Here is a 12622-nt window from a genome sequence, read left to right on the forward strand (position 1 = left end):
CGGTACTCACGAGACCGCACCACCGACTGGAGAGCGAACGAGCAATGGGCCATTACAAGAGCAACCTTCGGGACCTCGAGTTCAACCTCTTCGAGCTTTTCGGACTCGACGAGACACTCGAAGGCGACAACTTCGGCGACATGGACGGCGAAGTCGCCCGCGACATGCTGCGCGAGGTCGTGCGCCTGGCCGAGGGTCCGCTGGCCGAGTCCTTCGCCGATGCAGACCGCAACCCGCCCGTCTTCGATCCCGATACCCACAGCGTCAAGCTCCCGGAATCCTTCAAGAAGTCGTTCAAGGCGCTCTACGACGGTGAGTGGTGGCGCGTCGGACTCGACGAGGAAATCGGCGGCACCCCGGCTCCCCGCAACCTCCTGTGGGGCATGAACGAGATGCTTCTCGGCTCGCAGCCCGCAGCCTTCATGTACTCCGCAGGCCCCGGATTCGCAAACATCTTGTACCACAACGGAACCGATGAGCAGAAGGAATGGGCCAAGGTCATCGTCGACCGCGGCTGGGGTGCCACGATGGTGCTCACCGAGCCCGACGCCGGATCCGACGTCGGCGCAGGCCGCACCAAGGCCATCAAGCAGGACGACGGCTCGTGGCACATCGAAGGCGTCAAGCGCTTCATCACCTCGGCAGTCTCGGACGACCTGTTCGAGAACATCTTCCACCTCGTTCTCGCTCGCCCCGAAGGTGCCGGACCGGGCACCAAAGGCCTGAGCCTGTTCTTCGTACCGTCCGTCCTCTTCGACTTCGAGAAGGGCGAACTGGGCGAGCGCAACGGCGCATTCGTCACCGGCGTCGAGCACAAGATGGGCCTCAAGGCCTCCACCACCTGTGAGCTCACCTTCGGTGGCCACGGCGTCCCCGCCAAGGGCTGGCTCGTCGGCGAGGTCCACAAGGGTATCGCGCAGATGTTCGACGTCATCGAGCACGCTCGAATGATGGTCGGCACCAAGGCAATCGGAACCCTCTCGACCGGCTACCTCAACGCACTCGGATACGCCAAGGAGCGCGTCCAGGGTGCCGATCTGACGCAGATGACCGACAAGACCGCACCGCGCGTCACGATCACGCACCACCCCGATGTTCGCCGCAGCCTCATGCTGCAGAAGGCGTACTCCGAGGGCCTGCGTGCGGTCTACCTCTACACCGCTGCGCACCAGGATCCGATCACCGCCAAGCAGGTCTCGGACGCCGACGCAGACATCGCATACCGCGTCAACGACCTCCTGCTCCCCATCGTCAAGGGCGTCGGATCGGAAATCGCTTACCAGGTGCTGGCCGAGTCGCTGCAGACCTTCGGTGGCTCAGGCTTCCTGCAGGACTACCCACTCGAGCAGTACATCCGTGACGCCAAGATCGACTCGCTGTACGAAGGAACCACCGCCATCCAGGCGCAGGACTTCTTCTTCCGCAAGATCGCCCGCGACCGCGGCGTTGCTCTGGCTCACGTTGCCGGACAGATCAAGTCGTTCATCGACAGCGAAGCGGGCAACGGCCGCCTCAAGGCCGAGCGCGCACTGCTCGCCACCGCCCTCGAAGACGTGCAGGCCATCGTCACCTCGATGACCCAGCACCTGATGGGCGCGCAGGACCAGCCCACCGAGCTGTACAAGGTCGGCCTGGCATCGGTGCGATTCCTGATGGGCTTCGGCGACCTGCTCATCGGTTGGCTGCTGCTGCGTCAGTCCGAAATCGCCATCACCGCACTCGACAACGGTGCAGAGGACAAGGAGAAGGCGTTCTACGAGGGCAAGATCGCAGTGGCCTCGTTCTTCGCCAAGAACATCCTGCCGCAGCTCACCGCGACGCGAGCAATCCTGACCAACATCGACAACGACATCATGGAACTGGACGAAGCAGCGTTCTGATCCACTGACAAAAGCAACGGCCGCACCTGTTCACGGGTGCGGCCGTTGTTCGTTGTCGAGCTGGGCGGGGTCGTGGGCCAGTCGTCCGGTGCTACCGCAAACGCGCGCGCATTTGTCAGAATGGCGCGGATTCTCACGCGATTTCGCTCGCGTTCAGCAAATGCGCGCGCGTTTGCGGTCCACAGGAGGTGCTTCGCACACTCCCTTGCGGCGGCGGGAGGGCAGCGCCCCGCTTCAGGGCGCGAGCTATTCTGGCCTTCAACTCCTTCGGATGGGCCAGATCTGCCCACGTCCAACGCACCACCGGATAGCCGAGATCGCGAACCGCGTCCTCCCGTAACTTCTCCTTGAACACCGCGTCGCCGGGGCTCTCGTTCGGTTGCAGATACTCGGTGTACTTGACCTTGCCGTCGAACTCGGCGACGAGAATTCCGTTGATCAGCCAGTCGATGCGAGCCACGAAGTTACCGTCGGCGTCATAAATCTCCACCTGAGGCTCCGGATCGAAACCGGCCTCACGCAACATGATTCGACTCTGCGACTCACCGGGGCTGCCACTGCGGCCGTCCATCAGTCGCACAGCCCGTCGCGCCTGCGCCACACCCTTCCACCCGCGAGCGCGGTTCAACTCCGCGGCGACCTCGTGTGGGTCACAACTCCTCATGGCTGCGTCTCCGGCGATCACCGCCGACAGAAACGTCTCGGTGCGGCCGAGATCGACCACCGTCCGGGCCAAGGACGTCACCGAGATACCGTCGAGCAACACCCTCGGCACCGATGGTGCACAGTGCACGATGATCGCCGAATTCTTTCGACCTCCGCCGTGGCGATGCCGGGTGACGTGGACTTTGTCGAAACCTCCTCTGGGTAAGGGCAATCCGTGGAGTAGGGCAGCCGAGCGATGACTGACGACATGGTCTCCGGAAATGGACGGCAGGATCGCATCGATCAACAGTCGATGCCGCTCGTGCTCGGACAACTCGGCCAACCTCGACGACGGAACGTAGACGCCGTTCACCAGACGCACCCATCCCCCTCGCTCGTACAGAGCTCGCAACTCGTGATCGGCAAACCCGTTCGCCAGCGCCTCCGTTCGTCGCACCATTCGGTCATCGTTCATTCTCCGAGTCTCGACCACACGCAGTCCGATTCGGACCGGTGAAGGGCCGTCTGTGCACAACTCAGGACCTGTGGATGAATACCGGTACCGGCGTACCAGTTGGATCTGCCCGCGCTTCGACGTCGCAAACGCGCGCGCGTTTGTCAGATTTCAGCGGATTCGCCAACAATTCTGCGCGCGTTCGGCAAGTGCGCGCGCGTTTGCGAAAATTGGAGGGCCGGTAGCCGAGCGATGCCGACCAGCAGCTACTGCTGCAGTTTGCGGAACTTGCTGCCGTGGAACACGATTGGGTTCACTTCACTCTGCACGTCCAACGAATGGATGCGCAGCAACACGATTGTGTGGTCGCCCGCGGGGATTTGCTGGTCGATGGTGGTGTCGAGCCAGGCCGTCGCACCCACGATGAACGCGGCTCCGCCGTCGGTCACGGTGAGATCCAGCCCAGCGAAACGGTCGCCGGTTTTGGCCGCCAGAGTTCGGACGGCATCGTTGTGCGCCTCGCCGAGAACGCTGACACCGATGTTGGGAGCCAATTCGAGTTTCGGCCACGTCGTCGAGGTGTTCTGAATACAGACGGCCACCAAAGGCGGATCGATCGACACCGAAACGAAACTGCTCGCTGCCAGCCCCACCAACACGCCGTCGATCTTCGCGGCGATCGCCACGACACCGCTGGGGAACTGCGCGTACGCCTCACGCAGCGTCTGCTGATCGAGGACGGTACGTGTGAGCGTCATAGGTACTGCTCCCTTTCGGTGGTCGAGTGCAGTGAAGCACCTGTGTAGTGCAACCCCCGCGCGGACACATTCATTTCGAGCAATTCCCTGTTACAAGCAAACACCTGATCGGTCCTCGACGCCACAGTCCGACTCGAGGTGATTCGAACTGCATCCTCGCAGCTCGGACGTCACTCATCCGGCTCCGGCTCCGGCTCCGGCGCTGGATCGGATCGAGGTGCCGGAGCAGTGTCCGGACGATCGGGCTGGACGCATTTCACGATCGGAATCGGGTCGTACTTCACCGTTCTGGTGTTCCGCGACAATTCCCTACCCGACGCGGCGTCGCTGATCACCTTGGTGTCGCTGGCCGTGAATCCCGGTCCTCCACCTGATGCGACGCAGCCGGCACCGGCGGGCAGCGTCACAGTGTTGGGTGACGTGGGGTTGGTTCGCGACCCGGTGATGGATTCGACGTCGACGGTCTTCGTACCCCACAGTCGCACGGTCACGCTGGACGAATCGGCGAACGATTCGATGACCACACCGGTGTCGTTGGGGTTGGTGAACTTCAGGTCGATGGCACCCTCGAAGACCGTCGCCTCGCGGGCCTCGGGATACCGGCTGATGTAGTAGCTGTGCTCGGTGTGATCGGTGTCTTCCATACCGGCGAAGTAGGACGCGTTGTACAGAGTCGTCGCGAACTGGCTGATTCCACCGCCGACGGCGCGATCGGGTCTGCCGTTGTCGATGATCCCCGACTCGACGAAACCCTGCGCGGTACCTCGTGGACCGGTGTATCCGTTGAGCGAGAACGTCTCTTTCGGCTTCACGAGCGCACCGTTGACTATTTGCGCAGTGAGCCCGATGTTGACGCCGGACGCGTACTCGAACCCGCCGGTGGTGTACTCGGCGATCACCTCTCGTACACCGAGATTCTGCGCGGCCTCGGTGGTGAGTGCAGGTGGAGCCGGTTCGTAGATCGCTTCGGTGGTACGGGGACCGTCCGCAGACAACAGTGCGGGCAGCTGCTCGAGAGTCTTGCGCCACTCCACCAGCTCGCCCATCACGCCGGGTACGACGGTCGGCGCACCTGCGGAGAACGTGAACGACGCGTCCTTCGGCGGTACCTCGGTACGTACGAGTTGCGGCGCGAGAATACCGGCGGCGACGTCGGTGTCGTAGATCGGAGTCAGCCCGCCCTGGCCGTCCGGATCGAAGCGCAGAACCTCACCCACGCGATCCGGAGCCAGGGTCGCGTCGACATTCTGCCTGCCCGCGACGATCACCGGAGCCGACGTCGCGGGAACGGCAACGTCCGCGAACGCTCGGTCGACCGCCTCCTGTGTCACCGTGACGGGGGTGGACTCGTAAACCACTTCCGTTGCCCCCGAGGCCCATTCGGTCCGAAGATTCCGACGCGTCCCGTCGGCATCCAACACCCGACCCTCCAGTGGTGCAACAGCAACAGGAGTGACACCGTCGAACACGACGTCGCCTTCGACGGGAGCGCGATCGGTCTCTGCGCGGAGTCCGTCTACGGCGACGGTCAATGCTTGCTCGTCCGTGGTCGACACGACGCCGATCTCGCGGCTACCGAAAAACGACGTCAGCCGAGTGATCGGATTGACCGGCTGCGAACCCGCGCGGTCGAGCGTCGCATTCCAATCCACCCCGAGACCGGCAGCGGCGGGAACCACTTCGACCTGTCGATCGCCGACATCGACCTGAACGGGTTGCTCGGCGCGGGGCCCGAGCTCGGATCGCAGGGCGGCTTCGGCGTCGGAGTGCGCCTTTCCGCCGACGTCGATTCCGGCGACGGTGACACCACGGGGAACCCGATCGTTCGAGGTGAACCAATCGGCGGCATACAACAGCGCCAGAACGGCGACCACTGCACCGGTGCCGATGGCAATCTTCCGCCACGGCGGCGTGAACCCGGCTCCATCTGCCTGCGCACTACCGTCGCCGGGAGGAATCGAGGGCGGTTCTGCGGGAGACTCGGGCTGCTCAGCAACGACGGGCTGTGCCAGGGTCGGAGACTCGTCCGCGACCGGCGTGTGCTGCGGGGTCGACGAATCGGACTCGGCTACGTCCGTCGGACCGGCCGATTCGACGACCTCCGTAGTGGTGGGATCCGTAGTGGCGGAATCGGTAGCGTCGGAATCAGCGGGGACGGCATCGGTGGTCGAGGCTTCGTGAACAGATGTTTCTGCAGTGTCCGTGCCGTCGGCAGCGGTCGCGGAGTCGGCCGTCACGTCGTCGGAGGGATGATCGGAACCGGACGCACGCTCCGATCCGTCGGCTCCGTCACCGACAGCTCCGAATGTCTCGGTGGGAGCGTCGTACGGCGGTACGTCGGGAACCTTCTCGTCGCCGTTGGGCGAATCACCCGACCTACTGTTGCCCTCGCTCACGTTCGACCCTTCCAGGACCACCGTTCGATGAAAGTTCCACCCGTGGGCACGGCGTACCCCGGGCACGAGCTTACGCAAACCGAACGGCGACGGTCACTCGGCGATGTTCGGTATCCGAACGAAGAAAGGCTCCGCACTGCTGCCGGGTCGGGGGTCAGGCAGCAGCACGGAGCCACCTGGAATATAGGCACTCCTCGACCGCGCGTTACACCGTGTTGAAAATTGTCTCGTCAATTCATTCGATTGAATGATCCGCGGGGCGTCGAACTGTCACCTTGCCCCACGGCACGGGTCCAGTGCCCCGTTCTGACCAGGGCGAGCGTGAGCAGAAGCCGATCTCGCGGATCGGTCAGATCATGCCCGGTCAACTCTTCGATCCGTCGAACCCGATAGATCACCGTGTTTCGGTGGCAGTAGAGCGCCTTCGCGGCGTTGGTCGGCGAACCGTCGGAGGCGAGCATGTGCGCCAGAGTGTCGAGCAGCGTTCCGCGATGCGGCTCCGGGTGCGTCCACAAGCTGCCGAGAGCGTGGCGCACGAGCAACTCCGACGATTGATGGTCGGCAGCCATGATCACGCGAGGCAGACGCTCCGTCGCCAACGCCACGCCGCTGCCCTCGGTGATGGTCTCGGCCGTCAGCGCCGCCAATCGGTATGCCGCCGCGAACGAGGACACACCCTCGGGTGAATGCGCGACGCCGACGGGCCCCACGGCCTGCGCCGCGAGGGAATCGACGACAGAATTCCACGACCCCGTGCCGAGCGCGACGAGTGCGAATTGATGACCGTCCCTGGTGTTCCAATGCGATACCGCACCGATCTGATCCAATGCATCCTCGGGTGCGGGCAGCGGCGGCGATCCCTGATCGTCGAGTGGGCCGACGACACACGCAATTTGCTGCGACGCCGAAAGCCCAAGTGTGGCACGAGCTTCGATGACGAATGCCGGATCTCCACCACGCCCCGACCGAAGACCGTCGAGAATTTCCAAGACGTTGGCGAGGTCCCGTTGCTGCATTCGGGCACTCTCCTGCCGATACGCCTCGACGAGAGTTTCGTACTGACTGTCCAGCGCACGCCACAACTGCTGACCCGCCACCAGAAGAAGGTGCTCGTCGATGCTGGATCGGCGTTGTTCTCGCTCGAGCATCAGCTCCTCCCAGAGTGTTCGGCTACCGAGCGTGTATGCCTTGAGCACCAACTCCATCGGAATACCTTGGCGAGCGCGTTCCCTCCCGGTGCGACGCCACACCTCCCTGGTGTTGTCGTTCGCGGCCGGCAGCCCCGACAGGGTGCGCAGACCTTGACCGATGTGCTCGCGGGTACTGCGCCTGATCTCGCCCGCGATGTCCGGAGCGGAGCTGGCCAGGTAGGCAGGTTCCTGCTCGATGAGCGCCAACGTGATGGAGTCGGCGATCGTATCGGCCCGTGGCGTCAAGGCCGCCCATGCGCTTCGGATCTTCTCCTGATCCGCCGCCGTCACCGCGCCGCGGGCAGCGGATCGCGCCGATGCGTGTCGACCACCAGGAGCACCCACCCTGACAGTTTTGCGCACAGAGCCCACATCACAGGGCGATTTGACCGGTACTGGTGCCCAGCGACCCAAAGATTCTGTGCGCAGCGCCCATATCGCCCGTTGTGCGCGACGCACCATAGTGAACGCAACAGATTGTGAGGTGCGTCACTTGAACTCTCTCGACACGATGGACCCGGTTCTCACCATGAAGGACGTCGAAGTGTCGTTCGGCGGAATCGTCGCGCTCTCCGGAGTCAGTCTCGACGTACGCCCCGGCGAAGTCCTCGGCGTCATCGGACCCAACGGGGCCGGCAAGACGACCCTGTTCAACGTTGCGTGCGGACTCGTCCGACCGCAATCGGGAACACTCGGCCGACACGGCAAAGCGCTGCCCCGGCTTCGCCCGCACGACCTCCCCCGACTCGGCATGAGCAGAACCCTGCAGGGACTCGGGTTGTTCGATCGAATGACCGTTCTGGACAACGTCATGATCGGTGCCGACCGAACGGCTCGGACCGGAGTCCTGGCCGGCCTCCTCGGGCTGCCGTCGAGCGCCTCCGACGACGCCGCGGTCCGCTCGACCGCGATGGCCATGCTGCAGCGATTGCGGATCGAAGACCACGCCCACCGCTTGCCGCCGAGCCTGCCGTACGCGGTGCGCAAGAGAGTCGCGCTGGCTCGTGCTCTCGTCAGCGAACCGACACTGCTTCTGCTCGACGAACCCGCCTCGGGCCTGTCCAGCGACGAAATGAGCGAGCTCGGCAACGAGATTCGTTCTTTGGCAGCAGTTTCCACCGATTCCGAACCGGAAAGACCTGCCACATCGGTCATGCTCGTCGAGCATCACATGGACCTCGTGATGAGTGTGTGCGACCGGATCTACGTACTCGACTTCGGCAAGGTCATCGCTCAGGGGACGCCCGATCAGATCCGTGAAGACCCCGCCGTGCTCGCTGCATACCTCGGAAACGAGGTGGCCCATGACGACTGACGCGGCACACCTGAAGATCACCGACCTCACTGTGCGTTACGGGCCGGTCACCGCCCTCGATTCGGTGTCGATGACCGTCGCGGCCGGGGCGATCACCGCCGTACTCGGGGCCAACGGAGCCGGAAAGACGACACTGCTGCGCACCGTTTCCGGGCTCATTCGGCCGGTATCGGGACGTATCGATCTCGCCGGTGTCGACGTTGTCGGCGTGGCACCGGATCGCATGTCCCGCAAAGGACTTGCACACGTCCCCGAGGGCCGCGGAGTGATCGCCGAACTCACCGTCGACGAGAATCTTCGACTCGGCGCGTTGGGACGCAACAGAAGTCACGACGCAGTCACCCTCGACCGGATCTACGAGATGTTCCCGCCCCTCACCGGCCGCCGAGCGTCTTCTGCGCACACCCTGTCCGGCGGAGAACGACAAATGCTGGTGATCGGACGAGCTCTGATGGCGACGCCGTCGGTCCTTCTTCTCGACGAACCGTCTCTCGGGCTCGCTCCGAAAGTCGTCGCGCAGATCTTCGAGACACTCCGTGCACTCGTCGATTCCGAATCGATGACCGTTGTGCTCGTCGAACAGAACGCGCGGAGCGCGCTGTCGATCGCCGAACACGCCGTAGTCCTGGATCTGGGCAAGGTCGCGATGGAAGGCCCCGCCGACACCCTGGCCGGGGACGACGCCCTCCGACACGCCTACCTCGGGTTCTAGAGCAAGCCGAAAGGACGCCTGCCACAGTGCAACAACTGCTCACCATCCTCATCAACGGCGTGACGACCGGCATGATCTATGCCGCCTTCGCCCTCGCTCTCGTCCTCATCTGGCGATCGACACGCATCGTCAACTTCGCCCAGGCTCCGATGGCCATGATCACCACCTACGTCGCACTCGTCGTCATCGACGCCGGGTACTCGTATTGGATCGGGTTCGGAGTCGCGCTCCTCAGCGGGCTACTGCTGGGAGCGTTGATCGAAAGACTCGTCATCCGGTTCGTCGACAGCTCCTCCCACATAAACCCGGTGATTCTGACGCTGGGACTGTTCATCATCATCCACGCGGTGGCCGCCATCATCTTCGGCAACCAATTCCGTTCCTTCCCAGCTCCCTTCGGCCTCACAGGCCAGCGAATCGGGGAGATCAACGTGGCGCTGACCGGGTACGACATCTTCAAGATCATCGCGGTCCTGGTGGTACTGGCGCTGCTCATCCTGCTGTTCCGCTTCACCGACCTGGGACTGAAGATGCGAGCGAGCGCTTTCGAGCAGGAGGTCGCCAAACTCCTGGGAGTACGCGTGAGCCGAATGCTCACCCTCGGTTGGGCTCTCGCCGCAGTCGTCGGATCACTGGCAGGCCTGCTCATCGCAGGAGGTTCGTTGGTGCATCCGGGATACATGGACTCGATCGTCGTATTCGGTTTCGTTGCAGCAGTTCTCGGTGGCCTGGACAGCCCGGCGGGTGCGGTGGTCGGCGGCTTGCTGATGGGCATCGGACTCAGCTTCGTCAGCGGCTACCTCGGCCAGGATCTGGTCTCCAGTGCGGCATTGGTGATCCTGATCGTCGTACTTCTGGTCCGCCCGAGCGGATTGTTCGCCAGCGCAGCAGCCAGGAGGGTGTGACATGAATGCGACTCTCACGCGTCTCACCGCAACCCCGGTTCGACGTCACTTCCTTTGTGTTGTCATCGGACTCGTCGTCATCGTGCTCGCGCTCGAGTCACTGAGCACCTTCCGGCAGAGCCAGCTCACCTCGGTTGCCTACCTGGCGATCGCGGCCGGCGGGCTGACCGTGCTGACCGGGTTGAGCGGCCAACTTTCTCTCGGACACGGCGCGTTCATGGCCGTCGGCGCATACACCGCGGCATTGATGCTGCGGGCCAACGATTCTGGATGGTCGGTACCCCTGGTACTGCTCGCCGCCACCGTCATCTCGGCCGTCGTGGGTGTGGTAGTGGGAGTTGCCGCTGCCCGGTTGCACGGGCCGTACCTGGCCGGTGCCACGCTGGCCCTCGCCGTCGCCGTACCGGGCCTGGCCCTGTACTTCTCGGACTACCTCGGCGGCGAACAAGGCCTGGTCGTCCCGGTACCGAAAGTGCCGGATCTGATCGACGACGTGATGTACTTCGTCACCGGAAACGAGCTCAGCGGAACGAAATTCGTCGCCTACGTCAGTTGGGTTCTGCTCGTCATCGTGTTCTTCCTGTTAGCGAACGTCTCGTCGAGCCGAATCGGCCGCCGCTGGCGAGCCGTCCGGGACGACGAGGTCGCCGCCGAGCTGGCCGGCATCGACCTGGGGCGTGCACGCATTCTGGCCTTCGTCGTCAGCGCGGCGTGCGCGGGCGCAGGTGGTGCCGTTCTTGCGATGTCGGCACGGATCGCGGCACCGAGCGGATTCACGCTGACACTCTCCCTGACGCTGCTCTCGGCCGTCGTCATCGGTGGGCTCGGAACTCTGTCCGGGGCCCTGATCGGGGCAGTACTGCTGACCTACATCCCGCCGGTGGTCACCAACCTCGGACTCGATCTGGGGCTGAGCAGTCTGCAATCCGCCGAACTCGCACCACTGGTGACCGGAATCTTCACCGTCCTGGTCATCCTGTTCGCCCCACTGGGTCTGGTGGGCACGTATCGAAGGTTGCGTTCAACCAGAAAAGAGATGAAATGACGAAGTTCGGATCGGTGGCGGTCAGAACGACCGCACTCGTCGCCGTCGTCTCGTTGGCCGCAGCGTGCGGCGCAGGCGGTAGAGACGAGGCGACGGAATCCTCGGAAGGCTCGACGGTAGGCATCACCGACACCTCGGTGAAGATCGGTGCCCACTTCCCGTTGACCGGGGTCGCGGCACCCGGCTACAGCGAAATTCCCACGGGCGCACAGGCGTATTTCGACTACGTCAACGCCGCGGGTGGCATCAACGGTAGGCAGATCGAGTACGTGGTTCGCGACGACTCGTACGATCCGACGACCACCACCCAGGTCGTCAACGAACTCGTCCTCCAGGACGAGGTGTTCGCCGTCGTGGGTGGACTCGGCACGGCAACCCACAGCGCAGTGATCGACTTTCTGAACGAGGAAGGTGTGCCGGACCTGTTCGTCTCCTCCGGGGCGATCATGTGGGGCAACGATCCCGAGAAGTACCCGAACACCTTCGGCTGGCAGCCTGATTACCAGGTCGAGGGCAAGATCATCGGCGACTGGGTGACGAAGAACCGGCCCGACGCCAAGGTCGGCCTGTTCCTCCAGGACGACGATCTCGGCCGAGACAGCGAGGAAGCAGTTCGGCAGTATCTCGACGACCAGATCGTCGAGGTCGTGCGCTACACCTCGGGCAACACGGACGTCGCACCTCAGATCGCGGCGCTGCAGGGTGCCGGAGCCGATCTGATACTCGGCTTCAACGTGCCCTCGTACACCGCACTGAGCCAACTGACCGCCATGCGGCTCAATTACGACCCCGAGTGGTTCTACAGCTCGATCGGTTCCGACGTGGACCTCGTCGGCTCCCTGCTCGGACGCTTCTCCCAGGGTGCCGTCACCGACGGCGCGCAGTCGCTCGAAGGCATGATCTCGCTGGAGTACATCCCGGGCGTCGACTCGCCGGAGAATCCGTGGACCCAACTGTGGCAGAAGGTCTGGGCGGAGAACGGAACCGGTGACCCACTGACCAACTACCGCATCTACGGTCTGAGCCAGGCATACGCATTCGTGCAGGCGCTCGAGGCGGCCGGCGAGAATCCCACCCGCGAAGGCATCGTCGCGGCAATTCAGGACGGCGGAAAGGACTTCGAGGGACCTCAGCTCGCCCCGTTCCGATACTCGGAAGAGAGTCACCTCGGAATCTCCGGAGCCAGCGTCTTCCAGATCCGCGGCGGCGTACCCGAGTACCTGACTCCGGTGCTGCAGACGGACATCGGCGACTCGGCCGTCGAGGAATACACCGGGGAGGAATCGACCCCGCCGGAGAGTGGTATCCCCGGCTGATCGGAC

Annotated in this window: 10 protein-coding genes; 6 read left to right on the plus strand and 4 right to left on the minus strand. The window is 63.8% G+C overall.

Translation table 11 applies throughout. The features are described from left to right. The first annotated feature begins 44 nt into the window (after positions 1 to 44). Positions 45 to 1880 carry an acyl-CoA dehydrogenase gene (locus tag O4220_RS06615; RefSeq protein ID WP_269602888.1) on the plus strand — a complete coding sequence of 612 codons (1836 nt, stop codon included), beginning with the start codon at positions 45 to 47 and terminating at the stop codon, positions 1878 to 1880. Between the two features lie 133 nt (positions 1881 to 2013). On the opposite strand, the gene O4220_RS06620 is transcribed toward O4220_RS06615, so the two are convergent. The 4 genes from O4220_RS06620 to O4220_RS06635 form a co-directional block, all read right to left on the minus strand. After that, positions 2014 to 3000, minus strand: a complete 987-nt coding sequence (locus O4220_RS06620; RefSeq protein WP_269602889.1) for a hypothetical protein — start codon at positions 2998 to 3000, stop codon at positions 2014 to 2016. A 245-nt stretch (positions 3001 to 3245) separates the two neighbouring features. Then, positions 3246 to 3737 (minus strand): flavin reductase family protein, encoded by a 492-nt coding sequence (locus O4220_RS06625; protein WP_269602890.1) that lies wholly within the window; start codon positions 3735 to 3737, stop codon positions 3246 to 3248. 170 nt (positions 3738 to 3907) lie between these two features. Next, positions 3908 to 6133 (minus strand): VanW family protein, encoded by a 2226-nt coding sequence (locus O4220_RS06630; RefSeq protein WP_269602891.1) that lies wholly within the window; start codon positions 6131 to 6133, stop codon positions 3908 to 3910. A 230-nt stretch (positions 6134 to 6363) separates the two neighbouring features. Then, a complete protein-coding gene (locus tag O4220_RS06635) occupies positions 6364 to 7668 on the minus strand; it encodes a PucR family transcriptional regulator (RefSeq protein WP_269602892.1) in 1305 nt (434 codons plus the stop codon). A 148-nt stretch (positions 7669 to 7816) separates the two neighbouring features. Here O4220_RS06635 and O4220_RS06640 point away from each other — a divergent pair, with 148 nt between their 5' ends. The 5 genes from O4220_RS06640 to O4220_RS06660 are packed head-to-tail and all read left to right on the plus strand — an operon-like array spanning position 7817 to position 12616. After that, on the plus strand, positions 7817 to 8638 hold the full coding sequence (locus O4220_RS06640; protein ID WP_269602893.1) for an ABC transporter ATP-binding protein: 822 nt from the start codon (positions 7817 to 7819) through the stop codon (positions 8636 to 8638). After that, positions 8628 to 9350, plus strand: coding sequence for an ABC transporter ATP-binding protein (locus O4220_RS06645; protein WP_269602894.1), 723 nt, complete (start codon positions 8628 to 8630; stop codon positions 9348 to 9350). The genes O4220_RS06640 and O4220_RS06645 overlap by 11 nt, the downstream gene beginning before the upstream one ends. 26 nt (positions 9351 to 9376) lie before the next feature. After that, positions 9377 to 10255, plus strand: coding sequence for a branched-chain amino acid ABC transporter permease (locus O4220_RS06650; RefSeq protein ID WP_032405283.1), 879 nt, complete (start codon positions 9377 to 9379; stop codon positions 10253 to 10255). Between the two features lies 1 nt (position 10256). Then, on the plus strand, positions 10257 to 11300 hold the full coding sequence (locus O4220_RS06655; RefSeq protein WP_269602895.1) for a branched-chain amino acid ABC transporter permease: 1044 nt from the start codon (positions 10257 to 10259) through the stop codon (positions 11298 to 11300). Next, the gene (locus O4220_RS06660) at positions 11297 to 12616 is read left to right on the plus strand and encodes an ABC transporter substrate-binding protein (protein ID WP_269602896.1); all 1320 of its coding nucleotides are present in this window, start codon (positions 11297 to 11299) and stop codon (positions 12614 to 12616) included. The genes O4220_RS06655 and O4220_RS06660 overlap by 4 nt, the downstream gene beginning before the upstream one ends. The last annotated feature ends 6 nt before the right edge of the window (positions 12617 to 12622 follow it).

This window comes from Rhodococcus ruber (assembly GCF_027270735.1).
GTDB classification, from domain to species: domain Bacteria; phylum Actinomycetota; class Actinomycetes; order Mycobacteriales; family Mycobacteriaceae; genus Rhodococcoides; species Rhodococcoides rubrum_A.